The 23,555-nt window shown below is 70.9% G+C and carries 22 protein-coding genes; 7 read left to right on the forward strand and 15 right to left on the reverse strand.

The window, feature by feature from the left end:
• The first annotated feature begins 250 nt into the window (after positions 1 to 250).
• Entirely contained in the window at positions 251 to 1,261 is a 1,011-nt protein-coding gene (locus tag MKK82_RS31425) for an AraC family transcriptional regulator (RefSeq protein ID WP_243987923.1), read from the forward strand.
• Positions 1,262 to 1,816: 555 nt separating this feature from the next.
• On the opposite strand, the gene MKK82_RS31430 is transcribed toward MKK82_RS31425, so the two are convergent.
• Entirely contained in the window at positions 1,817 to 2,026 is a 210-nt protein-coding gene (locus MKK82_RS31430) for a hypothetical protein (protein WP_243987925.1), read from the reverse strand.
• Between the two features lie 425 nt (positions 2,027 to 2,451).
• Between MKK82_RS31430 and MKK82_RS31435 the strand changes: the two genes are divergently transcribed.
• Positions 2,452 to 2,784 (forward strand): hypothetical protein, encoded by a 333-nt coding sequence (locus MKK82_RS31435; RefSeq protein WP_238290333.1) that lies wholly within the window; start codon positions 2,452 to 2,454, stop codon positions 2,782 to 2,784.
• Between the two features lie 40 nt (positions 2,785 to 2,824).
• Positions 2,825 to 3,253 carry a hypothetical protein gene (locus MKK82_RS31440; RefSeq protein WP_243987926.1) on the forward strand — a complete coding sequence of 143 codons (429 nt, stop codon included), beginning with the start codon at positions 2,825 to 2,827 and terminating at the stop codon, positions 3,251 to 3,253.
• Between the two features lie 37 nt (positions 3,254 to 3,290).
• On the opposite strand, the gene MKK82_RS31445 is transcribed toward MKK82_RS31440, so the two are convergent.
• The 5 genes from MKK82_RS31445 to MKK82_RS31465 form a co-directional block, all read right to left on the reverse strand.
• Positions 3,291 to 3,497, reverse strand: a complete 207-nt coding sequence (locus MKK82_RS31445; protein WP_243987927.1) for a hypothetical protein — start codon at positions 3,495 to 3,497, stop codon at positions 3,291 to 3,293.
• Positions 3,498 to 3,890: 393 nt separating this feature from the next.
• The gene (locus tag MKK82_RS31450; RefSeq protein ID WP_238290329.1) at positions 3,891 to 5,702 is read right to left on the reverse strand and encodes a sensor histidine kinase; all 1,812 of its coding nucleotides are present in this window, start codon (positions 5,700 to 5,702) and stop codon (positions 3,891 to 3,893) included.
• Between the two features lie 123 nt (positions 5,703 to 5,825).
• Positions 5,826 to 6,455, reverse strand: coding sequence for a bifunctional 4-hydroxy-2-oxoglutarate aldolase/2-dehydro-3-deoxy-phosphogluconate aldolase (gene eda, locus MKK82_RS31455; protein ID WP_243987929.1), 630 nt, complete (start codon positions 6,453 to 6,455; stop codon positions 5,826 to 5,828).
• Between the two features lie 22 nt (positions 6,456 to 6,477).
• Positions 6,478 to 8,304, reverse strand: a complete 1,827-nt coding sequence (edd, locus tag MKK82_RS31460) for a phosphogluconate dehydratase (RefSeq protein ID WP_238290327.1) — start codon at positions 8,302 to 8,304, stop codon at positions 6,478 to 6,480.
• Between the two features lie 352 nt (positions 8,305 to 8,656).
• A complete protein-coding gene (locus tag MKK82_RS31465; RefSeq protein WP_238290326.1) occupies positions 8,657 to 9,778 on the reverse strand; it encodes a type II asparaginase in 1,122 nt (373 codons plus the stop codon).
• A gap of 170 nt (positions 9,779 to 9,948) precedes the next feature.
• Between MKK82_RS31465 and MKK82_RS31470 the strand changes: the two genes are divergently transcribed.
• Positions 9,949 to 10,161, forward strand: a complete 213-nt coding sequence (locus MKK82_RS31470; RefSeq protein ID WP_238290325.1) for a hypothetical protein — start codon at positions 9,949 to 9,951, stop codon at positions 10,159 to 10,161.
• Between the two features lie 54 nt (positions 10,162 to 10,215).
• On the opposite strand, the gene MKK82_RS31475 is transcribed toward MKK82_RS31470, so the two are convergent.
• The 3 genes from MKK82_RS31475 to MKK82_RS31485 form a co-directional block, all read right to left on the reverse strand.
• On the reverse strand, positions 10,216 to 11,541 hold the full coding sequence (locus tag MKK82_RS31475; RefSeq protein ID WP_243987930.1) for an MFS transporter: 1,326 nt from the start codon (positions 11,539 to 11,541) through the stop codon (positions 10,216 to 10,218).
• 148 nt (positions 11,542 to 11,689) lie between these two features.
• Positions 11,690 to 13,093 (reverse strand): sigma-54-dependent transcriptional regulator, encoded by a 1,404-nt coding sequence (locus MKK82_RS31480; protein ID WP_238290323.1) that lies wholly within the window; start codon positions 13,091 to 13,093, stop codon positions 11,690 to 11,692.
• Positions 13,078 to 14,541: a sensor histidine kinase gene (locus tag MKK82_RS31485; protein ID WP_243987932.1), complete on the reverse strand. Its 1,464-nt coding sequence runs from the start codon at positions 14,539 to 14,541 to the stop codon at positions 13,078 to 13,080. The genes MKK82_RS31480 and MKK82_RS31485 overlap by 16 nt, the downstream gene beginning before the upstream one ends.
• A 379-nt stretch (positions 14,542 to 14,920) precedes the next feature.
• Between MKK82_RS31485 and MKK82_RS31490 the strand changes: the two genes are divergently transcribed.
• Positions 14,921 to 15,262 (forward strand): Hpt domain-containing protein, encoded by a 342-nt coding sequence (locus MKK82_RS31490; protein WP_238290321.1) that lies wholly within the window; start codon positions 14,921 to 14,923, stop codon positions 15,260 to 15,262.
• Between the two features lie 308 nt (positions 15,263 to 15,570).
• On the opposite strand, the gene MKK82_RS31495 is transcribed toward MKK82_RS31490, so the two are convergent.
• Positions 15,571 to 17,682 carry an ABC transporter ATP-binding protein/permease gene (locus tag MKK82_RS31495; protein WP_238290320.1) on the reverse strand — a complete coding sequence of 704 codons (2,112 nt, stop codon included), beginning with the start codon at positions 17,680 to 17,682 and terminating at the stop codon, positions 15,571 to 15,573.
• Between the two features lie 152 nt (positions 17,683 to 17,834).
• Positions 17,835 to 18,152, reverse strand: a complete 318-nt coding sequence (locus MKK82_RS31500; protein WP_238290319.1) for a hypothetical protein — start codon at positions 18,150 to 18,152, stop codon at positions 17,835 to 17,837.
• Positions 18,153 to 18,458: 306 nt separating this feature from the next.
• On the opposite strand from MKK82_RS31500, the gene MKK82_RS31505 reads away from it, so the two are divergent.
• Entirely contained in the window at positions 18,459 to 19,091 is a 633-nt protein-coding gene (locus tag MKK82_RS31505) for a 2OG-Fe(II) oxygenase (RefSeq protein WP_238290318.1), read from the forward strand.
• 86 nt (positions 19,092 to 19,177) lie between these two features.
• Complete coding sequence (locus MKK82_RS31510) at positions 19,178 to 19,780, forward strand: peptidase inhibitor family I36 protein (RefSeq protein WP_238290317.1); 603 nt, start codon at positions 19,178 to 19,180, stop codon at positions 19,778 to 19,780.
• A gap of 153 nt (positions 19,781 to 19,933) precedes the next feature.
• Here the strand turns inward: MKK82_RS31510 and lpxB are convergent, their stop codons facing one another.
• The 4 genes from lpxB to fabZ are packed head-to-tail and all read right to left on the reverse strand — an operon-like array spanning position 19,934 to position 23,293.
• Positions 19,934 to 21,127, reverse strand: coding sequence for a lipid-A-disaccharide synthase (gene lpxB / locus MKK82_RS31515; RefSeq protein ID WP_238290316.1), 1,194 nt, complete (start codon positions 21,125 to 21,127; stop codon positions 19,934 to 19,936).
• Positions 21,127 to 21,990 carry an LpxI family protein gene (locus tag MKK82_RS31520; RefSeq protein ID WP_238290315.1) on the reverse strand — a complete coding sequence of 288 codons (864 nt, stop codon included), beginning with the start codon at positions 21,988 to 21,990 and terminating at the stop codon, positions 21,127 to 21,129. The genes lpxB and MKK82_RS31520 overlap by 1 nt, the downstream gene beginning before the upstream one ends.
• 11 nt (positions 21,991 to 22,001) lie before the next feature.
• Entirely contained in the window at positions 22,002 to 22,820 is an 819-nt protein-coding gene (gene lpxA, locus MKK82_RS31525; protein WP_238290314.1) for an acyl-ACP--UDP-N-acetylglucosamine O-acyltransferase, read from the reverse strand.
• On the reverse strand, positions 22,817 to 23,293 hold the full coding sequence (gene fabZ / locus MKK82_RS31530; RefSeq protein WP_238290313.1) for a 3-hydroxyacyl-ACP dehydratase FabZ: 477 nt from the start codon (positions 23,291 to 23,293) through the stop codon (positions 22,817 to 22,819). The genes lpxA and fabZ overlap by 4 nt, the downstream gene beginning before the upstream one ends.
• Positions 23,294 to 23,555 lie beyond the last annotated feature (262 nt).

The following is a 23,555-nucleotide window of genomic DNA, read 5'->3' on the forward strand; positions in this document are numbered from 1 at the left end:
CGTCGGGGCGTCTCGTTGCCGCCGCGCAAGGTCGATACCCGTGTACAAAAGACACGCGATCGGCGAAGAGCGCAGATTAAAATTCGTCCAATGAGAGGATCGCTCGGCTATCAGCCCGTTGCCAGAAGTCTAAACAGCCGGAACTCTCGACATCATCTTGAGCCTCTAGCATGATGACACGCCGTGCGCTTGGACTCGGGCGAGCATGGGTGCGGACTGCTGCGCAGGATCCGGCTGCATTGGGTGTGCGATGACGAAGCGGACAGATCCGGCCAGGACCACGGCCTCGAAGGCGTCGAAGGGCGCGCCGCTCGTCGCCACGGCGATCGGGCCCGTCGGGGGCGGGCTCCCGCGGGCGATCGAGGGGGCGGATGCGGTCCCGTTCCGCGGCCGGACCGCGATCCGCCTGATCCCCGATCTGGGCATAGCCTCCGTGTTCGGGCCCGCCCGAATTTGGAGCGACGATGCCCCGGTGGAGCGCCTGCTCCTGGTGCGGCCGGCGGCCGGACGTCTTCAGGTGACACAGGGCGGGCGCACGCTCGCCTGCTGCTCGCGCGACGCGCTGCTCGTGGCAGCGAGCCGGGGCGCCGTGTTCGCCGCGACGGGCGTCGAGCGGATCGACGTCCTGGCGCTCGATCGCACCCGGCTTTCGGAGCCCCTCGCCGGCCTCGATGCCGGCTTTCTCAGGCGGGTCGAGCGGGACCATCCGGGCCTGCAGACCTTGACCGCCTACGCCGCGGGCCTGCTGCGTGGGCTGATTCCCGCCGCCACGCCCGCGCTGGCGGAGCTGGTGCGCCAGCACCTGACCCAGCTCCTCGCCCTCATCTTGCGCGAACCCGACCTTCAGGCAGACGCGCCGGCCCCGAAGCGGCGCGATCAGCGGATCCAGGCGCTCAAGGCCGAGGTCGAGCAGCGCCTCGGCAGCCCGGACCTGAGCCTGGACACCGTCGCGCAGGCCCAGCGGATCTCGAGCCGGCAGATCCAGGCGATGTTCCAGGCAGAAGGCGAGACCTTCTCGGGCTTCGTCCTCGCCCGCCGCCTCGATCGGGCGATGCAGCGCCTGACGGATGGCGCGGACCCGCGGCCGGTCGGGGCCATCGCCTTCGATGTCGGCTTCGGCGACCTGTCGTACTTCAACCGAACCTTCCGCAGGCGCTTCGGGCTCACGCCCTCGCAGGTTCGGCGGTCGCCGGAGCAGGCAGGTCGGCTTCAGGCCGCCATTGCGGACGCAACCGCGGGTTCCGACGCGCGGAGCGCGTGAGCGAGGGAGCGGGTTTCGGTCGGGCTCCGCGTCGTCTTGTGCCGAAGATGGGCCTCAGGCGTGGAGGCTCCCCCCTCAGGATGGTACCGCCAGCACCATCCGGTCATGGCTTTGCCCGATGGGCCGCTCGCGAACGCGACCGAAGCGGAGGGACCCGCTCTACGCGCGCCATGACCGCGGGCGGCCCCGAGCGCCTGATCGACCTCGAACGGTCCGGCTGCGTCGGGTCCGAAGGGGCGGACCTCGACCCCACACCCTCATCCTGCGCGTCGGCAGGTTCTCACGGGATGGGTTTGCGGATCACGCGCCTCTCACTACGGGCGGACGCTCAAGACCGACGACGATGCCAGACGTCGGAGCTGGGACGCACGTGAGCGACCGCTCGTCCGATGATGAGCCCACCCGCGTTCAACGGGGATGCGGCCGAACGGGCTGCCGCACGCCGATGCCCACCCGCGGCTGCGGCGCGACTATGCCGTTGTCAATTTGAAGATCTTCACCGCGGCAGAGGTCCTGACGGGGGGCTTACTGCGGTGGTGCCGGATAGCCTGCGGTTTACCGGGTGGTTCGGACCGTGCCTGCGGTCGCTTGCACGGGAACGTTGACGCTCTCCTCCCGGGCTCGCGCGTCGCTGTCCAGCATCGCTTGGACGCTGTCCGGATGCTTGGGTACGCCCAGCATGCGCGCCAACCCGTCGGCAACCCCGCGACGAACCGCATCTTCCAGGACGTAGTCGTCCTGACCCGTCACAAACGTGAAGCCCATGCGGACGCCCCCAAACGCATTTTGCACCTAGGTTAATTTATCGCATCGCGGCTGGTTCCAACAGCGCCGCCTTCGCCGACCTGTGGATGATGGGGCCGGTCGATCCAGAGTCCTCGGATCGAACCGACAGCCGGCGGCGGCCTTGATGGGGCCTGCAGCGCACCCGACGCCATGTATTCGGGAAACGGCCTCCGCTCCTCCTGTGAGATCATCCAAACGGAGAACGCCCGAATTATCCGGCCCGGCTCACAGAGGCGAAGATTATCAAGCGCCCGATTCGGTCTCGTTCTACTTCGGCGCCTGGTCCGCAACGCAACTGCGCACACAAGGCGTTTTCGATTGCGCACCATTATGGTCCGGTTCGACACAGCGGCGGTTGGCCGGGAGAGATCAGCGCTTCCACTTGCACGGCAAGGTGGATCGACATGCCGCCAACCCCCGATGCACATCCCGCCGCCATGCTCACCGGCAAACAGGTGAGCAGCGCCATCGTGTCGAACGCGGAGCGCCGGGCCGTCGAGACGCTGCCGGCGCGGATCCGTCCGCGCGATGCGCCGCGGGACATCGTCCGCGCGGGCGAGCGGCAGGTCTTCTCATTCCATGGCGCCCGCGATGTCCCCGACCTCCAGGGCCTGCACGGCCCGGACCTGGATCGAAAGCGGCTGGCCCGGGCGGCCCGAGCTGCAGGTTCGGCACGGACCGCTTGTTCCGACGGGCCGATCTTTCGATTTCAATACAATACTCACAGTGATTGGTAACGCGCCTCCGGCATTATCACCGCGCTGCGAGGAGCGAGCCATGCGGACCTGGATGGTGGCCGGAGCAACGACGCTGATGCTGGTCGTCGGCAGTCAAGCCGCGGAGGCGCGGGCCGGCCGAGGATTCGGGCGGCTGTTCTCCGGGCGCACGCACGCGACCTATCGGCCGGCCGTACCGAATCCGTCGCGCGAGACGCGCATCGAGCCGCGGGCGGGCATGCCGGGCTCTGGGTCGGCGCTGGTCGTCACCCCCGGGCGGGTCGCGTCGGCTGCTGCCGCGGGCGCGGTCGTGCCGGCCTGGTCCGCCGAGACGTCTCCGACCGGAGAGCGGGTCGCGCAGCCTGCCCGCTCCGAACTTCCGGGGCTTCATCCGATGCAGGAAGCCCGGGTGCTTCGGCCGCCCTGCGCGCCCGAGCGAACGGTCGGCCGGGTGGGGTCAGACGGGACCGGGTTCTGCCTGATCAACTAGCACGGCGCGCCCCGGCGACCTTCGGCGTGGCCGCCGCTCAGGGCGCCTCAATCCGGACGAGGGTGCGGCCCAAGTCGAACAGCAGACGATCGGCGGCGGCGCGCGTCTCCACCGGCCTGTCGTCGGTGAGCGCCTGCTTGAGCGCGATGGCCAGGTTGGCCACACGCTCCAGCGGTTTTCCCGTCACGAGCGGCGTGCCGAGCACGGAGCGGTCACCGCCGTCACGGATCTCCATGATGTCCATCCGGATGCCGTGCGAACGCAGGGGCTGTCCCGAAGCGTCGGGGTGGGTCCCGCCCGCGGCTCGGGAGGACAGCGCACGGAGCCGTCCGCCTTGTCTACGCGTCGCCGGAGCGCGCTACCGGCGACGGCGGTGCTTCCGATTTGCAGTCCGAGAAGCTCCTGCTGCTGATGTCGATCCATATGAGCATCCTCGAGCCACCTGCCCCCAGGCGCTTCGGCGACGCGTTACTCGGGATGATCGGTCCGGATCCGGCCGACAACTGACCGCGCCGCCGGATCGTTCGGCCGTCGCGGCGTCCGGTGTCGCGTCCAGTGTGGCACCCGATCGGTCGCTCCGCGCGTGCTCGACGGCCGCGGCAGCGTGGCGGGCGAAGCAGGGCTCCGCGGGCGCCGGTCACGACACCGGCAATTCGATCCGGCAGCGTACGCCGTCCGCGTCCAGGGCGTAATCGACCTCCGCCTGCAGCGCGTAGGCCAGCGCCTCCTGGATCAGCTCCGTACCGTAGCCGCGGCGGGTGATTGCCCCCGGGTCGATGGCGACGCCGCTCTCCACCCAGCTCAGCGCCAACCGACGGCGCTCGCGGCAGCCGGGCACCACCGTCCAGGTCACGGCGAGGTGCCCGCAGCCCGCGCGCAGCGCCCCGTACTTGACGGCGTTCGTGGCCAGCTCGTGCAGCGCCAGCGCGAAGTTCTGGACCTGCCGGGCTGTGAGGTGGATCTCCGGCCCGGCGACGTCGACGCGCCCGGACCCGGCATCGGCATGCGCGGCGAGCTCGGCTCGCACCAGGGCGCCGACCTCGACGGTATCGCTGCCGAACTGGCTGAGCAGTCCCTGAGCCCGGCTGAGCGCCTGCAGCCGCTCCTCGAAGGCCTCAATCGGACCGCCCCGACCCAGCGTCCTGTTCGCCACCGCGGCGACAACGCCGAGGAGGTTGCGCGCGCGATGCTGGAGTTCGTTGACCAGCACCTCCTGCCGCGCCAGCAGCCTGTGGCGGTCCGTGACGTCGATGTTGACCCCCGACCATTTCCGGATCGATCCATCCGGATTCGTGATCGGCACCGCGCGGACGTTCGACCACCGCCACGACGCACTCGGAGCATGCCAGAGACGGTATTCGTGATCGACGACGCTCCCGGTCGAGACCGCGGCCTTCCACATCCGCTCGGTGGCGTCTCGGTCGTCCGGATGGATGGCCGCGACCCAGCCGCGCCCCAGCCAAGCGTCCCGATGCTGCCCGGTGAAGGCGCGCCATCCCGGACTGTCGACCTCGGTGGTGCCGTCGGCCGAGGCTTCCCAGCTGAACTGGCCGAACCCCTCGACTAGGCCGCGGAACCGCTCCTCGCTGGCGCGCAGCAGCTCCTCGGCGCGCTTGCGCGGCAGGACGTCCTTGAAGAGAACCGCCACCTGCCCCTGCGCGGTCGTCCCGACCGGAAAGGCGTAGACATCGTACCAGCGCCCGAGCGCGTCGGCGCGGTCCTCGAAGCGTTCGGCTCTGCCGGTGCGGGCGATCCGCCCGTAGGTCTCGAACCAGTGCGGCTCCAGATCGGGGGCCAGCGCCCGGGCGGTTCTACCCACCACATCCTTGAGACCGGTCTGCTGCTCGAAGGCCGTGTTCACGGACAGGATACGGTAGTCGACCGGACGCGCGGCATCATCGAACAGCACCTCGATGGTGCAGAAGCCCTCGTCGATCGCATTGAACAGGTGGCGGTACCGGGCCTCGCTCGCGCGCAGCAGCGTCTCCGAGACCGCGCGCGCCCTGAAATCGCTCCCGCTCATGTGGACGTAAGCGACCTGTCCGCCCGCCTCGCGCACGGGGATGAGGAGGGCGTCGAAGACCTCGGTCGCCTCCCCCTCCCCCCGGGTATCCAGGGGCTGCCCGGCCACCGGCACGGACTCGCCGGCGAAGGCCCGCTCGTAGAAGGGCGCCACCGTGGCCCAGCCCTCCGGGAAGGTCGCGGCGAGCGGACGGCCCAGCGCTTGGGGGTGCCGATCGCCGTAGAGTTTCGCGGCGGCGTCGTTGTAGAGGAGGATCCGCTCCGGGCCGCATACGAGGCTCGCGACCAGCGGATTGGCCAGCACCTGCTCGACCATCAGCGTCAGTCGCTGCGACCACCGGGCGATCGGCCCGAGGGGCGTGCGCTGCCAATCGTGGTGGCGGATGCGCTCGGCCATCTCGCCGCCGCCCTGTGGCCATGCCGACACGAAGACTCCACCGCACCTGCGTGAGGACCACCATGTCGGCTCGTGGGCGCTGCGGCAACGCCGGTGCCTCGATCCACCCGGTTCGGGCGTGCCTCCTCGCGAGGCCGGCAGCCCTCCGCAGCGTTACGCCGCCTTCCGCAGGCCGGCGGCGGCCCGCGCCGCCCGCTCGATCGCTGCCGGGTCGGGGGTGCCGGGCTTCACCACCCAGCTGCCGCCGACGCAGAGCACGGACGGGATCGCCAGCCAGTCCGGCGCGGTCGCCTCGGTGATCCCGCCGGTGGGGCAGAACCGCACCGCGCCGAACACCGCCGCGTGCGCCTTCAGCGCCTTGATCCCGCCCGCGGCCTCGGCCGGGAAGAACTTGAACCGGTCGAGGCCGTGGTCGAGGCCGCGCATGATGTCGGCGGCCGTGGCGACGCCCGGCAGGTAGGGCACGCCGTTGGCCCTGGCGGCGTCGGTCAGCGGCGCCGTCAGGCCCGGCGAGACGATGAACTCGGCCCCCGCCGCGAGCGCCCTGTCGAGGTCCTGCGGGTTGAGCACCGTCCCGGCGCCCACCACCGCGCCCTCGACCCGGGTCATCTCCCGGATGACCTCAAGGGCGGCCGGCGTGCGCAGGGTGACCTCCAGGGCGGTGAGCCCGCCCTTCACCAGGGCCTCGGCGATGGGCCGGGCCTGGGCCACGTCGTCGATCACCAGGACCGGAATGACGGGCACGGAGCGCATCAGCGCGTCGATGCTGGTCAGATCGTTCATGGTCTCCAACTCCTGTCCGGTTTCAGAGGCCGGCGGCGGCGAGCATCGCCGAGGCGCCCCGCTCCGCCGTGTCGGCCCCCTGGCGCATGAACGCGAACAATTCCCGCCCGGTGCCCTGCGCCGGCCCCGGCGCCTCGGCCTCCGGCCGAGCGGCCAGCTCGGCGGCGTCGACCAGCACCTCCAGCAGGCCGTCGGCCGCGCTGAGCCGCACGATGTCGCCGTCGCGGATCCGCGCGATCGGGCCGCCGCCCAGCGCCTCGGGGCTCAGGTGGATCGCGGCCGGGACCTTGCCGGACGCCCCCGACATCCGCCCGTCCGTCACCAGCGCGACCTTGTGGCCGCGGTCCTGCAGCACGCCGAGCGGCGGGGTGAGCTTGTGCAGCTCGGGCATGCCGTTGGCCTTCGGGCCCTGGAACCGGACCACCACCACGACGTCCCGCTCCAGCTCGCCGGCCTTGAAGGCCTTGAGCACCTCGTCCTGATCCGAGAACACCCGGGCCGGCGCCTCGATGGTCCGGCGCTGCTCCTCGACCGCGCTGGTCTTGAACGTCGCCCGGCCGAGATTGCCCTTCACCAGCCGCATGCCGCCGTCCGGCTGGAACGGGGCGGCGGGGCGGCGGAGCATCGTGTCGTCCAGACTCTCCGCCACCGCGTCCTCGAAGACCAGCTCCTCGCCGACGAGCTTCGGATCGCGGGCATGGTCGCGCAGCGACTGGCCCGCCACGGTCAGGATGTCGTCGTGCAGCATCCCGGCATCGAGCAGCGCGGCCATCACGAAGCTCATGCCGCCCGCGGCGTGGAAGTGGTTCACGTCGCCGGCGCCGTTCGGGTAGACGCGGGCGATCAGCGGCACGGCGCTGGAGAGCCGGTCGATGTCCTCCCAGTCGATCACGATGCCGGCGGCCCGGGCGATCGCCGGCAGGTGAATCGCGTGGTTGGTCGAGCCGCCGGTGGCCAGCAGGCCCACGGCGGCGTTCACGATCGCCTTCTCGTCGACGCATAGGCCGAGCGGCCGGTAGTCGTTGCCGGCGCAGCCGATCTCGGTCAGCCGGTGGATCGCCGCGCGGGTCACGGCCTGCCGCAGCTTGGTGCCGGGATTGATGAAGGACGCGCCGGGCATGTGCAGGCCCATCATGTCCATCATCATCTGGTTTGAGTTGGCGGTGCCGTAGAACGTGCAGGTCCCGGCCGCATGGTAGGAGGCCGATTCGGATTCGAGCAGTTCCGCGCGGCCGACCTTGCCCTCGGCGTAGAGCTGGCGGATCCGCTGCTTCTCCTTGTTGGCGAGGCCGGAGGGCATCGGCCCGGCGGGGATCAGGATCGTCGGCAGGTGGCCGAAGCGCAGGGCGCCGATCAGGAGGCCCGGCACGATCTTGTCGCAGATGCCGAGCAGCGCCGCGCCGTCGAACATGCCGTGGCTCAGGCCCACCGCGGCGGAGAGGGCGATCGTGTCCCGGGAGAACAGCGACAGCTCCATGCCGGTCTGACCCTGGGTGACCCCGTCGCACATGGCCGGCGTGCCGCCCGCGACCTGTGCGGTGGCGCCGCGCTCCCGGGCGAACAGCTTGATCTGGTCCGGATAGCGCCCGTAGGGCTGATGGGCCGAGAGCATGTCGTTGTAGGCGGTGACGATGCCGATGTTCATCACCGTCCGCTCGTCGCGGATCGCCGCCTTGTCCTCGCCAGAGGCCGCGAAGCCGTGGGCGAGGTTGCCGCAGGCGAGCTTTCCGCGCCGGACCCCCGCCTCGCGCTCGCGGGCGATCAGGTCGAGATAAGCCCGCCGGGTCCCGCGGGAGCGCGCCACGACGCGCTCGGTGACCGCCGCGACCTCGGGATGAAGCTCGGTCATGCTCGTTCCTCCAGGCTCGGTGCCGACGGGCGCAAGGCTGATGCCGGAATTCGGGCAAGGCCCAGGCGGCTGCGTCGGCGACCGGTATCTAGGGAATGCGCCGTGGGATGTAACCCGGCTGACGCGTGCGGGGGGGATTGCGTGAACGGTCGCACGGCAGCGACGGGCGCAGAAGGGAACCCCAACCGCACCGCTCATCCCGAGGTGCCCGCATCCGCGGACCTCGAAGGCGGGCTCCAGAGCGGGCGCGATCCCTGGAGGACTCCTTCGCGGCGGCCGCTTCGCATCCGCGCGTCGGGATGAGGTCGCGCTCGGGATATCCGGACCCGCCGGATCCCGAGCGGCCGGGCCCTCAATACTCCCAGAAGATGCGCTGCAGCTCCTTGGTGTCGCTCGTCTTCGTCAGCGCCACCGCCGCCAGGATCTTGGCCTTGGCAGGGTTCAGATCGTGGGCGACCACCCAGTCGTACTTGTCGTCGGGCTGCTCGGCATTGCGCAGGACGAGGCCGTCCGGCACCCGCGAGGAGCGGATCACCAGCGTGCCCTTGGAGCGGATGTCCTTGAGCGTGTCCACGAGGTAGCCCGCCACCGAGCCGTTGCCGGTGCCGGCGTTGACGATCGCCTTGGCGCCGGCCTGGACCTCGGCGTCGTAGACGCCGGGGATCATGGTGCCCGAGCCGTAGACGATGCCCACGAGCGGCAGGCTGTCGATCTGGTCGATGTCGAATTCCGAGCTCGTGTTGTGGCGCTTGGACAGGGCGCGGAAGAAGTAGGTCTTGCCCTCGATCACCATCCCGAGGGGCCCCCACTGGCTGAAGAAGGCACTCGGGACGACGTTCGTCCGCTTGGTGACGTCGCGACCCGACTGGATGGTGTCGTTCATCGTCACGGTCACGCCCTGACCGATCGCCTCCTTGCTGGCCGCCACCGTCACGGCGTCCAGCAGGTTGAGGGCGCCGTCGGCCGAGATCGCCGTGCCGGGCCGCATCGAGCCGACCACCACGATCGGCTTGTCGCTCTTCACGACGAGGTCGAGGAAGAAGGACGTCTCCTCCAGCGTGTCGGTGCCGTGGGTGATGACCACGCCGTCGACGTCGTCCTGCTTCAGGAGCTGGGAGACGCGCTTGCCGAGCTGGACGAGCTGCGCGTCCGTGAAGCTCTCCGAGGCGATCTGGAAGACCTGCTCGCCGCGGACGTTGGCGATCGTGCTGACCTGCGGCACGGCGGCGATCAGCTTGTCCACCGGCACCTTGGCGGCCGTGTAGGTGGCGCTGTTGGCGGCGTCGGCGCCCGCACCCGCGATCGTGCCGCCGGTGGCGAGGATCACGACGTTCGGCTTCTTCGTCGCCGCGGCCGCATCGGCCTGCGGCATCTCGCGGGCCTGGAGCGAGAGAGGCCCGAGCCCGCCGGTGAGGACCAGCGCGAAGACCATTCCGCGTGTGGCGAGAGCCGCGTCGCTTCGGCTTGAGAACATCGGTGATCCTCGATGGTTGACGGGTGTGCGAGTCCGACTCGACGCGGCGATGGTAGCCGCCCCCCCGCATGAGGCAAGGATCATGCGGGGCGCCGACGCGCGCCGCGCGGCGGATCGTTACGCCGGCTCGGGCGTTATGAAGGGTTGCTGTCCGCTCGGAGGTAGACCCCATGCTGCATCTCGCCGGCCTGCTCGAGGAACTCGAGCGGAGCGAGCCCGCACGGGCCGCGATGTCGATCCTCGAGAAATCCCTGGCTCGCCGCTCGACGGAAGAGCAGGGCGCGTTCTGGCGCGCCATCGACCTGTACTACGTCTCCCGCAAGGCGCCGCCGGAGGGGACCGCCGCGGCGCAGAGAGGTCCGGCGCTGGCCGTCGTCCCGTAGCGGGCTGCCCGCGCGGGCAGCCCGCCGCCGAGAGCCCGGCCGGAAACCCGTGGGTCAGGCGCCGGCCGGTACCGCCGGCGGCACCCCGGCCCCGCCCTCCGGTTCGCTGCCGGCTGCGGTCGCGCCGCGGGTCTCGGGCATCAGAGCGAGATAGAGGACGAAGCCGAGAGCGGCGATCGCCGCCAGGGCCAGGAAGGCGGTCGCGTAGCCGGCGGAGACGATGATCACGCCGGCGAGCGTCGTGCTGAGCGATGCGCCGACGCCCTGCGCGGTGGCGACCGCACCCTGGGCGGCGTTGAAGCGGCCGCCGCCGCGGGTGAGGTCGGCCACCACGATCGGAAACAGCGCGCCGTAGACGCCGGCCCCGATCCCGTCGAGGAGTTGGACGCCGACCAGCCAGAACGGGTTGTCCGACAGGGTGTAGAGCACGCCGCGCAGGGCCAGCACTCCGAAGGCTGCCAGGAAGATCGGCTTGCGTCCGATCACGTCGGCCTTGGCGCCCACGAAGATCGCCACCGGCACCATCACGCACTGCGCGGCCACGATGCAGACGGCGATCAGCGAGGTCGCGTGGTCCTTGCCCGAGAGGTGCGTCAGGAGCTGGCCCACGGAGGTCAGCATCGCGGCGTTGGCGAGGTGGAAGATCGCGCACAGCACGGCGAAGAGCAGCAGCGCCCGGTTCTGCAGCAGGGTTGCGAGGCCCGAGGGCTTCTCCTGTGTCTGCGCCTCGTCCTCGGTCATGCCGCGGGCGAGGTCGTCGTCGATGGCGTCCGCCGGCACCATCAGCATGGCGCCGATCGACAGGGCCGCCAGGACGCCCATGAGCCAGAACACCACGACCGGGCCGAAGAAGTAGGCCAGCCCGCCCGCCACCGCGGCCGAGACGGCGTTACCCGCGTGGTTGAAGCCCTCGTTGCGGCCGATCCGCTTGGCGAACATCTTCGGGCCGACGAGGCCCAGCGTGATCGCGGCCAGCGCCGGGGGGAAGATCGTGCCGGCGACGTGGGCGATCGATTGGGTCGCCGTCACGAGGTAGAAGTTGGCGATGAACGGCAGGACGAGGCAGCTCACCGTCACCGCGATGGCGCCGCCAATCACTACGGCGCGCTTGTGGTTGGTGGCGTCGATGAGCGCGCCGGCGGGCGTCTGCGCCACGAGACCGAGGATGCCCGCGATGGTCATCACGAGGCCGGTGGTGGCCTCGTTCCAGCCCTCGTCCGGACCGCGCACGGCGATCAGGTAGATGGCGAGGTAGGGCCCGAGACCGTCGCGCACGTCGGCGAGGAAGAAGTTCAGCGCGTCGAGGCCGCGCAGGGCCTTCGCGGAGGGCGATCCGGTTCCGTCGGCGCGCGACCGCGCGCCTGTCTCGATCCTGTCCATCCTGCCGCGATCCCCCGATCGACACACGGCGCGGCCCCGACTCGGGCCGCGCGGTCACATCCGGGGCTTGACGCGGGCCTGCGCGTTCGGTTCCCGCCCGGCCCCGCCGGGAGCCGGAACCGCTTCAAAACTCTTCGCGAGGAAGGCCTTAACCCCGTTCGGTTTCCTCCGAAGCGTCGGGATTTGCGACATCGGATGTCGGCTCTCCCGACATCTCGGCATCCGGTACGCCGAGGCCGTAGCGCTCGATCTTCGCGTAGAGGAGCTGCCGCTGGATGCCCAAGCGGCGCGCGGCCCGTGCCCGGTTGCCCTCCGTCTCGCGGAGAGCCCTGACGATCATGGTCCGCTCCAGGCGGGCCACGGCGCCGGGCAGGTCGCCGGCCAACCAGTCCTGGGCATGCCCATCCTCGGTGCGCCGGTCCGTCCGGGACGCCGGCAGGTCGAGGTCGCCGCCCGCGATCACGCCCCCGCGCACCAGCACGGCCGCCCGCTCCACGACGTTGCGCAACTCGCGGACGTTCCCCGGCCAGTCATAGGCGAGCAGGCGGGAGGCCGCGCCCCCGCTCAGGCGCTTGCCCGAGGGGGCGAGGAAGTGCTCGGCAAAGGGGACGATGTCGGCGAGGCGCTCGCGCAGGGGCGGCAGGCTTATCGGTACGACCGCGAGGCGGTAATATAGGTCGGCGCGGAACCGGCCCTCGGCCACCAGGGCCGGCAGATCCCGATGCGTGGCGGCCACGAGGCGGACCGCGACGCGTCCCGACCGGCCGCCGAGGGGCGTCACGACGCAATCCTCGAGGACACGGAGGATCTTGGCCTGCATGCCGGCCGGCATGTCGCCGATCTCGTCCAAGAACAACGTGCCGCCCTCGGCCTGATGGAAAGCGCCGGCCCGGTCCGCGGTCGCGCCGGGGAACGCTCCCCGGAGGTGCCCGAACAGTTCGCTCTCCAGCCGGTCGCCCGGGATCGCCGCGCAATTGACCGGGATGAACGGCCGCGTTCGCCGCTGGCCGAAGGCGTGGAGGGCGCGCGCCACCTCCTCTTTGCCGGTGCCGGTTTCACCCTGGATGAGGACGGTGGAAGCGGTGTCGGCCACGAGGCCGATGGTCTTCTGGACGCGCCGCATCCCCTCGCTGGAGCCGACGAGTCCCGGATGACCGGACTGCGCCGCCGGGACGATCGCCTCCGCCGACACCGATCTCAGCATCGCGTCGAGCACGGCCGCGAGGTCGGCGCGGCCGATCGGCTTGGTCAGGTGATCGTGCGCACCGAGCCGCATCGCCTCGATCGTGTTGGCGGGGCTCGCGAAGGCGGTCAGCACGGTCACGGGCGGCGGGTCCGGCAGGGCACAGATCCGCGCCAGCGTGGCCATGCCGTCGAGGTCGCCGGGCATCCGCAGGTCGAGCAGCACCGCCGCGACGGCGGTGTCGCCCAGCCGCGCCAGGGCCTCCGAGCCCGACGCCGCCGGCAGCGGCGTGTGTCCGAGGTCGGCCACGGTCTCGGCGAGCCCCTCGCGCAGGGCCCGGTCGTCGTCGACGATCAGGATGGTCGCCATGGCAGGTCCAGCAGGAAGGTAGTCTCGGCCGCGCCCTCGACCAGCCCGACCGCGCCGCGATGCGCCAGCGCGATCTCGCGGACGATGGCCAGCCCCAGCCCGGTCCCGTCCGGCCTGGCCGTGACGAAGGGCTCGAACAGGCTGGCGCGGATCGCGGGCTCGATCCCGGAGCCGGTATCGTCGACGCGCAGATGCAGGCGCACGCCGCCGTCGACCGTGACCCGCTCGGCGCGGAGACGCACCCGTCCGCCCGGCGGCGTGTGCTGGAGCGCGTTCAGCAGCAGGTTGTCCAGGGCGCGGGCGACCTGCGCCGGGTCGATCTGCGGTAGGTCCGACCCGGGCAGCCCATCGGCCTCGATCTCGACCCGCACCGAGCGGGCGCGGGCGAAGTCCTCCTGCAGCCGCGCGCATTCCACGAGCAGCGGCGCCAGTGCGGTCGGCATCCGGTTGAGCGGGCGCGCCTGGGTCAGGTTGAGAAGGTCGCGCAGCAACGTGTCGACCCGGGCGATCTGGCCGAGGACGGCTTCGAGAGCGGTCGCGGCGCGATTCGGGTCGCCGCTGACGAGGGCGTTCTCGGCCTTGAGCCGCATCGCGGCGATCGGGTTGCGGATCTCGTGGGCGATGCTGGCCGCGAGCCGTCCGACCGCGGCGAGCCGCTCGGCGGCCACGGCCCGCGTGCGCGCGTCCCGCAGCCGTCCCCCCGCGGCGTTGAGGGCTTCGACCAGACGGTCGAGTTCCCGCTCGCCTGTCCGCTCCAGGCGGGGCAGATCCTCCCCATCAGGGCGCGGCGCCGCGAGGGCGGCTTCGAGCCGGGCGATCCGACCGGAGAAGCCGTAGAGGAACCAGCCGAGGAAGGCCGCCGACCCCAGAACCGTCACGGCCAGGAAACCGAGGCCTGCCACGAAGCGCTTATAGGTCGGACCGTCGTTGACGTGGGCGCGTCCCATCGTCCAGGCGGTCAGGCCCGCCTCCGGACCGCGCAGCGGACAACCCTGGAGCAGCAGCACCTGCGTGCGGCTGGGACGACGGACGGAGACCACGTGGTCGCCGCGCAGCACCTCGGCGTTGAGGGCCGCGATCGTGCCCTGCTCGGCGGCCGGAAGATCGGTCTTGCGGCCGGTGCCCTCGTAGGTGGGGTAGGCGTAGGCGACGGAGCCGTCCGCGGTGCTCCAGATCCCCCCCTCGACGCCCGGGGCCCCGCCGAGGGCCGCCTCGACGAGGCCCTCGAAGTCGCTCTCACCGAGGCGGCCTCCGCGGCTGCGGACCGAGGCAGCGTAGCGGTCGATGATCTCGCGGCAGGCCCGGCCGACCGCGACTTCGGTCTGAGCGACCTGGACGTCCGTCGACTGGCTGTAGACACCCCACATCAGGTAGGCGGTCACGGCCGCGGAGGCGAGGAGCAGCACCCACAGAGCGAGCAGCCGCGCGCGCAGAGAGTAGGCCGTCACGGCAGCGTCTGGTCTGCCACGGCGCGCGCTCCTCCGCCCATGCCTGTCCGCCCATGCCTGTCCGCCCAGCCGCGAGTCCTAAGCGTTGTCGGCCGACGTGACCACTCGCCCCACGGACATTCCAGTGGTGGGTCCGTTTTCGGAAGTTGCAGTTTCGGTCCCGACTTGAACCTAGCGTTGGATATCCCATCCGAGCGAGCCGGGCTTTTGGGAGAAGATCGGAAAGCGCGCGCTTTTCCCTGCGATCTCGCGTTGAGGATTAGGATTTGTTAAGCAATTGGCCCCGGGGAGTGTCGGTGAGGCTAGGTGGTCCTGGTCTCGGTGCGTCGCGCGGGCGCTAGCCTGGATCACCCCGCGGATCCCCAGCCGGAGACGGACGATGTCAGAGTCGCTCGTGAATCAGGATGCGCTCCACGAACTGACGGCCGTGATCGGCACGGAGAAGCTCGTCCGCATCCTCGACCGATTCGTGCTGAGTCTCGCCACGGCCTTCGACGGCACGGACCGCGCGGCGGCCGATTACGGGCGCGAAGCGCACACGCTGGTATCGATGTCGGGAATGCTGGGCTGTGCGGCGTTCTCCACGGGCTGCCGCGGGCTCGAGCAGGCCGCCAAGACAGGCGATGACCTGACGGGATCGCTGATCGCCCTCAAGGCGCTGCGTGACAGGACAGTCGCGGCCTTGCAGGATCTGCGCGCTGAGGCGGCCTTCTCCGTGTGAGTCCGGCCGACGCAGGCGTGGCCGGCGGATAGGTCTTGCGCATCGCCGCTCGGGTCGGCGCAACGCCGTCCAACATTGCGAGCGCAGCCCCTGCCGGGGCAGCGCACCTTCCGTGAGCGTGGCGCCGCCGACGCTCCCGGCCGGACAGGGGCCAAGCCCCCGGGATGCCTACGGGGGTTCCTCGACGGACGGGACGATGGACGTCCGAATCGCTGGCGCCCTTTGTCGCCGACGCAGAGCGCTCCCCGCCCCGCACCCGTCGCGGGGATCGCGGTTGGTGTGGCCCGGCCGAACAGCCCGGGTGCGGCCTACTCCGCCGGCTGCGGCTCCCGCCGCGCCCGCGGGATGAACACGCCGCCCTCGGGCTCCAGCGTGATGCGTCGGTCGTGGAACGCGTCCAGCGTCGAGCGGTGGCCGATTGACACGATGGTCGTTCCCGGCAGCCGCTCGCGCAGCATCCGGTAGAGGGCCGCCTCGGAGGGTTCGTCGAGGGAGGCCGTGGCCTCGTCGAGGAACAGCCATTCCGGCTTCGACAAGATGGCGCGGGCGATGGCGAGCCGCTGCTGCTCGCCGCCCGAGAGACGCCGCTCCCAGGTGTCGGTCTCGTCCAGCTTGTCCACCAGTTGGGTCAGCTGAGCTGCCGTCAACGCATCCCGGATCGCCGCGTCGGTGAACTGATCGACGGTGTTCGGATAGACGACTGCGCCGCGGAGCGTGCCCTGCGGGATGTAGGGCCTCTGCGGCAGCAGCAGCGCCGATTGCCCGGCGGGCACGTCGATCCGGCCCTTGCCGAACGGCCAGATCCCGGCGATCGCCCGGAACAGGGTCGACTTGCCGGAACCGGAGGGCCCGGTGACGAGGGTCGCGCCGCCGCGCGGAAGGGTCAGCGCATCGGCGGTGACGATCGGGCGCCCGTCCGGCAGGGCGAGCACCAGACCGCGCGCGGTGACGTCGCCGGTGCTGTCGTTGCCCTGGACCAGCCCGTAGCCGGCATTCTCCAGCGCCTCGGCCTTGGTCATGGCCCGGCGGAAGGATCCGAGACGGTTGGTGTTGGCCTTGTAGGCCGCGAGCGTCGTGTACGAATCCACGAAGAACGAGAGCGAACTCTGCACTTGCCCGAAGGCCTGCGAGGTCTGCTGGAGGGCGCCCAGGGTAATCTTCTTGGCGAAGAAGGACGGCGCCGCCAGCACCATGGGGAAGATCACGCTCGCCTGACGATAGCTGAACGTGAAGGCGATCAGCTTGATGCGCCGGAAGATGATGCCGACGTAGTTGTCGATGACGCTGTGGAACAGGGTCGAGAGCCGCGAAGCCTCGGCGCGCTCGCCGCGCAGCAGCGCGATCTGCTCCGAGTAGATCCGGTTGCGGGCGAGCGCGAACCGGAAATTCGCCTCCACCTGCTCCTGCCGGAAGTCGAGCCCGATGAGCGGCCGTCCGATCAGGTGGGTGAGCCACGTGCCGACCACCGCGTAGGCGATGACCAACCAGACCAGGAAGCCCGGGATCACCGCATCGGTGAAGGGCACCACGAAGTCGCGCGACAGGGTCCAGAGGATCACGATGAACGAGACGAGCTGGGCGGCCTGGCTGAGCAGCCGGATCGACAGCGTCGTCGTCTGCACGATGAAGCTGTTGACGTCGGCCTGGATGCGCTGGTCCGGGTTATCCGCCTCCTCGTCGGTGAACGGGATCCGGTAATGCGTGCCGTTGCCGAGCCAGCGCTCGTACAGGCTGTGGGTCAGCCACGTCCGCCAGCGGATGAGCAGCGAGGAATCGACGAACAGGTCGAACATGCCGATGGCGATGTTCAGCGTGGCCAGCGGCACGAAGACCCAGAGGAGCTGATACCAGAAGGCGTTCGCGTCGTATTCCTGTAGCGAGTTGTAAATGTCCCGGTAGAAGAAGTTGAACCGCAGCGTCAGGGCCACGTCGGCGAAGTTCACGAAGATCGAGAGCGCCACGAGGTTGCGGCCGATCCGACCCTCCGTGCTGCCGAACCAGCGGAACAGGCCGATCTCCTTGGTGGGCTTGTCGCGATTGGCGAAGTACGGATCGGCGATGTTGGTGATCGCCCGGATCGGCTCGAGACGCGAGATGCCGAGCACGATGGCGGCGAAGACCACGGCCCCCGTGGCCGCGAAGGCCGGCGGGAGCAGGGCTGCGACCACGGGCGGCAGCAGACCCATCGCGGCGATCGTCTTCGATCCCGCGAGCAGCAGGTAGCCGACGCCGTAGACCGAGACGAAGACCTTCAGGTAGGCCGAGATGCCGTTGGCGGCGATCAGGATGCCCGCCATGACGAAGCCCGCCAGCGAGACGTAGAGCGGCGGGCTCGGGATACCGGGAAACGCCAGCAGGATCAGCGCGGCCAGGGCCGTGAGCACGGCCTGGATGCCCAGTCCGGTCCTGAGTGCTGCCACGCGTCGATCCCCCGTCCCGTCCGCGCCCAGCAGGAGGCGCAACCCGGCGGCCTTGGCCCCGGGTGATGGCGAGATAAGGGCACGTGCCCCGCGCTGTCGCGTGAAACTTTCGTCACGTGCGGGCCGTGCGGCGATTTACGCCACGCGGCGTCTCACCAGTTCCACTCCTCGAAACCCGGCTCGCGACAATGATAGCCGACGGGGCATTGCGGATTGTCGCGGGTCGGCACGAAGCGCAGTTCGGCGATCTCCGAACCGGAGCAGCGGCCGGGTGCGCTGACGAAGCGCTCCGGTGCGCCGCCCAGGGCGACCACCACGTCGCCCTCCCCCTTCACCAGGGCCATCGCCTCGGCGCAGCTCATTCGCGCGGTGAAGGAACCGCGCGGCGGCCGCGACTGGGCACGCGCGTCCGACCCGGTCGCGACGGCGGCAAGGTGGGCGCACAGCAGGGCGAGGACCAGCGGCCTCATCAAGAACGGGTTCCAACACGCGCCCGGGAAGAAAGCCCGCGGGCATCGCGCCATCCTGCACAAGCCGGCCGCCCGAGACTGTCACCGGAATGCGCCACCTTGCGGCTTTCGCCGTGGGACCGCCGCAATCGCCCGATTATGAGAGGTCCGGGACCGCCGCGACGGGCCGCGCCTCCGCGCGCGCCGAGGCCGGCGCGGGCGGCCTCGGCACACCCGCCCGACCGGTCCTCCGGCATGCGTCCTGAGGCGCGGGGCGTGCCGGAGACGTGAGCCGGAGTCATTTACCGGAGCCAAGGGACCCCAACGATGTCCGCCCTCTCGATCCTCGACGTCTCGGCGGTGCGCGCCGCCCCGGTCTCCCGCGAGCCCTACGCCTACACCCTCGGCAGCAACGTCCTGAACCCCGAAGCGATCGACGACATCCGCCGCGACTTCCCGGACATCGCCAAGCCCGGCTACCTGACGGTGGACGAGGTCGCCCTGAAGGGTCGCTTCAAGGCGCTGATCGATGAGCTGGAGAGCGACGCGTTCTCGAAGATCCTCGGCGAGAAGTTCGGCATCGACCTCGTCTCCTGCCCGCGGCTGACCACGATCATGCGGCGCAGCCAGCTCAAGTACGGTTCGATCCACACGGACGGTCCGTCGAAGGTGCTGACGCTCCTCGTCTACATGAACGACGCCTGGGACGCCCCGGCGGCCGGCCGCCTGCGGGTCCTGTACGACGGCCGCAACTACGCGCCCTTCGCGGTCGAGGTGCCGCCCACCATGGGCACGATGTTCGCGTTCCTGCGGGCCGACAATTCCTGGCACGGCCACGAGCCGTTCGAGGGCGAGCGGCGCGTCGTCCAGGTCGCGTGGCTCAAGGACGCGTCGGAGCTTGCCCGCAAGCGCAAGCGCAACCGGACGGCACAGTTCCTGAAGGGCATCTTCGGCCGCTGACCGGACGACGGGGGTCGACCATGGGGGCATTGGTGTTGGCGGAACCCGGCGGCGGGACGCGTCCCGGCTCCAGGCAGCGTTACGCCGTGCCGGGGCTGCTCGTCGCCGGCTGGGTCGGCCTGTTCGCCTACAGCGCGGCCTACCTCACCGAGGACATGCCGTTCCGCAACCAGGGGGCCGCCGGGGTGACGCCGGCCGGCGATGCGCCCGCTGCGCAGCAGGCCGCGCGCCGGGCGGTCCTGCTCGATGCGCCCGTCCGCGGTGCTCCGGCAGCACTACCCCCTGCCCAATCCCCAGTCCCCGCTCCAGGCCCCATGGCGGCCGTTCCGGCACCGATACCCGCTCCCGTCGCGAGGCCGGCTCCGGCCACGGCCCAGGTCAGCGCGTCGGCCACCCCCGATTATGCTGGGGTCTGGGGACCGACGGCGGGTGCCTGCGGCACGCCCTCCCGGCGGCGGGGCTACATCCCGGCGACGATCACCCAGGATCACGCCAGGGCGGGCCGCACGGTCTGCACCTTCCACGACACGCGCCGTGCCGGGAACGCCTGGATCACGTCGGCCGAGTGCAGCGACCGCGGCCGGCGCTGGTCGTCCCAGGTTCGCCTCACGGTGGACGGCGACCACCTGACCTGGTCCAGCAGCCGCGGCAGCGCCTCCTACGTGCGCTGCAGCCGGCGCGCGGGCTGACGGACCGCTTCACCCGGTCGTCGTTCGTCGCGACCGGTCGCGTGCGCCATCCTCATCCTCGCCGGTCCAGTGACGGGGGCCTCGCAACCTCCACATGGATGGCGCCCGCCACACCGCTTCGCTGCACCCGCACGGGTGGCGGGTCCGCAGCGGTCAGAGGGGCCCCGCTCCGATTCCAAGGCCGCGGCCCTGCCCTTCCGCCGCACGCAGGACGATGCGCGCCGCGGCTCGGCTCGGCGTATCGGCGCCCGGCAGCCGCATGCGCTCGTCGATCTGAGCCAGCGCGTCGAGCTGCGCGTCGCGCGCGGGCCCACCCTTCAGCAGCGGCAGCAGCGACTGCGCGAGGGGCTCCGGGGCGCATTCCGCCTGGACGAATTCCGGAACCGCATTCGCGCCGAGGATCAGGTTCGGCAGCACGATGCTCGGGACTTGAATGAGCCGGCGGGCGATGAACTCCTCCGCCCGCGAGACCCTGTAGGCCACGACCATCGGCACCCCCGCCAGCGCGAGTTCCAGCGTCACCGTTCCGGAGGCGGCGAGCGCCGCGCGGGCTCCCCGGAAGGCGGCGTATTTCGAAGCCTCGCCGGTGACGATCCGAACCGGCAGCGGCCAACCCGCCGCGAGGCGTTCGATCAGCGCGCGATGGCGCGTGACGGCGGGCAGAACCGCCTCGATCGGCACGCTGCGGCCCACGCGATCCAGCGCCTGCCCGAAGACCGGCATCAGCCGCTCGATCTCGGACCGGCGCGAGCCGGGCAGCACCACGAGGCTGTGCGGGACCGTGTCGCGACGCCGATGCTTCGGATCCGCCGGTCGCAGATCGTGCAGGCGCTCGATCAGCGGGTGCCCGACATAGGTGCAGGGTGGTCCTCCGAGCCGCAGATGCGCGTCGGGCTCGAAGGGGAGCAGGGCCATCACGTGGTCGATGAAGGGGCGCATCCCCTTCGCCCGCCACGGCCGCCACGCCCAGACGCTCGGGGAGACGTAATCGACGATGGGAATGCCCGGCGCGGCTCTCCGCACGCGGCGCGCCACCGCGTGGGTGAAGCCCGGGCTGTCGATGATCACCAGCACGTCCGGCCGGGCGCGCACCGCCGCCGCCACGGTCTCGCGGATGCGCCGCAGGAGCGTCCGCGCCCGGGCGAGGACCGGCAGGTAGCCCATCACCGCGACGTCATCGAGCGGGAACAGGGAGACGAGACCCGCCTCGGCCATGGCTTCGCCGCCGACCCCGCCGAACGCGGTCTCCGGCGCCGCCGCCCGCAACGCCCGCATCAGCTTGGCGCCGAGCTGATCGCCGGAATCCTCGCCGGCGACCAGCCAGATCATCCGCGGCCCGGCCGCCATCACGGCGCGCTCCCGTAGCCGATCACGAACAGGCCGAGGCGGTCGGCCTCCGCGGCGGTGGCGATGCGGTCGATCACCAGCGTGCCGCCGGCCTCCAGGGCGAGGCCGACGCAGCCGGCCTTGGCGGCGTTGCGCACCGTACGCGGCCCGACGGCCGGCAGGTCGACGCGGAGGTCCTGGCCCAGCTTGGGTGCCTTCACCAGCACCGCCGCGGGGAGCGGCCGCCCCAGGCCGAAGGGTCGGCGCCCGAGCGCGCGCGCGCGGGCCAGCATGCGGTCGGTGCCTTCGGGACCCTCGACGGCGAGCACCCGCTCGCCCGCGACCGTCACGGCCTGCCCGAGATCGTAGGGTGACAGGGCTGCGAGCACGCCGCGCCCGGTGCGGATCGAGGTCGCCGCCGCAGCATCCGGCTTGCGCCGCCCGATCGGACCCTCCGGGCAGAGCAGGTCCGGCGCCGCCTCGTGGACGCCGAGAACCCGGTGACCCTCCTCCTCGACGAGGGTCAGGGCGGCGCGCAGGAGGCGGTCGTCCCCGCCGCTCGCGATCGCGCGCAGGACCTCACGGTTGCGCAGCGCGGCGCCCGCGTTGAGGATGGCGGCCGGGCTCGGACGGGAAACGCCGCCGGCCGGCACGACCACGGCGGGTCCCCACCGGCGCAGAAGCTTCAGGGTGGCGGCGAGATCCAGGAGATCGACGGTGGCGTCGGCACGGCTGCGCAGAGCCGGACCCGTGAAGCCCCGCAGGGCGATCACGCGGAACGGCCGTCGTGCCCGGCGCAGCGATTCCGCGACGAGTTCGGGCAGACGCCCCGCACCGGCGATCAACACGAGGGCCGGCTCGCGCCCGGGTTCGACCGTCGCCACGGCAGCGCGGCTCAGGCGGCGCTGATCGGTGTGGGGAGCTCGCGCGGCGTACAGATCGAGCGCTTGCCGCCGCTGCGGATGAAGTCGAGGATCTCCCGAACCGCCGTGTGGGATTCGAAGGTCGCGGCCACGTCCTCGACGCGCTCCATCAGCGTGCCCTCGGGGGCGAAGAGCAGGCGGTAGGCCCGCCGCAGGGCATGGATGTCCTCGCGGGCGAAGCCGCGCCGCTGCAGCCCGATGATGTTGAGGCCCGACAGGGTGGCCCGGTTGCCGAGCACCATCCCGTAGGGGATGCAGTCGTTCTCCAGACCCGAGAGACCGCCCACGAAGGCGTGCGCGCCGACCCGGGCAAACTGGATCACGGCGGCGCCGCCGCCGAGGATCGCGTAGTCGCCCACGGAGCAATGGCCCGCCAGCATGACGTTGTTTGAGAAGATCACGTGCGCGCCGACCCGGCAATCGTGGCCGACATGCGAGTTGGCCAGGAAGGTGCAGTGGTCGCCCACCGAGGTCTCCAGACCGCCGCCGCTGGTGCCGGGATTCATGGTCACGCCCTCGCGGATCAGGCAGTCGGAGCCGATCGTGAGGGTGGAGGCCTCGCCCCGGTACTTGAGATCCTGGGGCTGGTGGCCGATCGAGGCGAAAGGGAAGATCCGGGTGCGCGGCCCGACATTCGTCCGGCCCGACAGGACGACGTGGCTGATGAGTTCGCAATCCGCGCCGATCACCACCTCGGGGCCGACATGGCAGAACGGGCCGATCCGGGTCCCGTCGCCGATCTGGGCGCCGGGCTCGATCACGGCATTCGGATGGATCAGGGAGCCGCTCACTCCGTCACCAGCATGGCACCGATCTCGGCTTCGGCGACCAACGTGCCGTCGACCCGGGCCTCGCCGCGAAACCACCACATGGTCCGGCGCTGGTTCGTCTTCTTCATGTAGAAGCGCACCTGGTCGCCCGGCGTGACGGGCTTGCGGAACTTGCACTTGTCGATGGTCATGAAGAACACCTGCTTGGTGCGCAGCTCATCCGTCCGGATGTGTCGGCAGCAGATCGCGCCGGCCGTCTGCGCCATGCCCTCGATCAGGAGAACGCCAGGGAAGACCGGCATATCGGGAAAGTGCCCCATGAACTGCGGCTCGTTGGCCGTGACGTTCTTGATGCCGATGCAGGATTCGTCGCCGTCGATCTCGACGATGCGGTCCACCATGAGGAACGGGTAGCGGTGCGGCAGCAGCTCCAGCAGCGTCTGGATATCGGCTGTGCCCAGCTCGCCGCCGGTCTCGCGCGCCGCCTCACTCATCAGATTCCGCACCTCGACGTACCGCTCCGGGCGGCTTGGCATCCGGTCGCCGACAACGAACGGACCGCCCTCTTCGGAAGAAATCGCCGGACATGCAAGGCCTTCCGGGTGACGGATCGGCACCCGAAGCCCGTCCATGACAGGGTTTCGGCGCACTGCGCGCCAAGGATGGCCGTCGGTACCGCGGGATGAGGAGGGCGGATCGGGATCATCCTCACGGAGGCCTCGACCACGGATGGCGCGGGCCGGCCCTCGGGTCCGG

The organism is Methylobacterium sp. E-046 (assembly GCF_022829625.1).
GTDB classification, from domain to species: domain Bacteria; phylum Pseudomonadota; class Alphaproteobacteria; order Rhizobiales; family Beijerinckiaceae; genus Methylobacterium; species Methylobacterium longum.

Bases quoted from the DNA above. Each gene is read 5' to 3' on its own strand.
- MKK82_RS31475 (WP_243987930.1), bottom strand. From the start codon at position 11,541: ATGGACAGGATCGAGACAGGCGCGCGGTCGCGCGCCGACGGAACCGGA.
- MKK82_RS31500 (WP_238290319.1), bottom strand. From the start codon at position 18,152: ATGAGGCCGCTGGTCCTCGCCCTGCTGTGCGCCCACCTTGCCGCCGTC.
- lpxB (WP_238290316.1), bottom strand. From the start codon at position 21,127: ATGGCGGCCGGGCCGCGGATGATCTGGCTGGTCGCCGGCGAGGATTCC.
- MKK82_RS31435 (WP_238290333.1), top strand. From the start codon at position 2,452: ATGCCGCCAACCCCCGATGCACATCCCGCCGCCATGCTCACCGGCAAA.
- MKK82_RS31505 (WP_238290318.1), top strand. From the start codon at position 18,459: ATGTCCGCCCTCTCGATCCTCGACGTCTCGGCGGTGCGCGCCGCCCCG.
- MKK82_RS31490 (WP_238290321.1), top strand. From the start codon at position 14,921: ATGTCAGAGTCGCTCGTGAATCAGGATGCGCTCCACGAACTGACGGCC.
- eda (WP_243987929.1), bottom strand. From the start codon at position 6,455: ATGAACGATCTGACCAGCATCGACGCGCTGATGCGCTCCGTGCCCGTC.
- edd (WP_238290327.1), bottom strand. From the start codon at position 8,304: ATGACCGAGCTTCATCCCGAGGTCGCGGCGGTCACCGAGCGCGTCGTG.
- MKK82_RS31470 (WP_238290325.1), top strand. From the start codon at position 9,949: ATGCTGCATCTCGCCGGCCTGCTCGAGGAACTCGAGCGGAGCGAGCCC.
- MKK82_RS31440 (WP_243987926.1), top strand. From the start codon at position 2,825: ATGCGGACCTGGATGGTGGCCGGAGCAACGACGCTGATGCTGGTCGTC.
- MKK82_RS31445 (WP_243987927.1), bottom strand. From the start codon at position 3,497: ATGGACATCATGGAGATCCGTGACGGCGGTGACCGCTCCGTGCTCGGC.
- MKK82_RS31425 (WP_243987923.1), top strand. From the start codon at position 251: ATGACGAAGCGGACAGATCCGGCCAGGACCACGGCCTCGAAGGCGTCG.
- MKK82_RS31465 (WP_238290326.1), bottom strand. From the start codon at position 9,778: ATGTTCTCAAGCCGAAGCGACGCGGCTCTCGCCACACGCGGAATGGTC.
- MKK82_RS31480 (WP_238290323.1), bottom strand. From the start codon at position 13,093: ATGGCGACCATCCTGATCGTCGACGACGACCGGGCCCTGCGCGAGGGG.
- fabZ (WP_238290313.1), bottom strand. From the start codon at position 23,293: ATGAGTGAGGCGGCGCGCGAGACCGGCGGCGAGCTGGGCACAGCCGAT.
- MKK82_RS31430 (WP_243987925.1), bottom strand. From the start codon at position 2,026: ATGGGCTTCACGTTTGTGACGGGTCAGGACGACTACGTCCTGGAAGAT.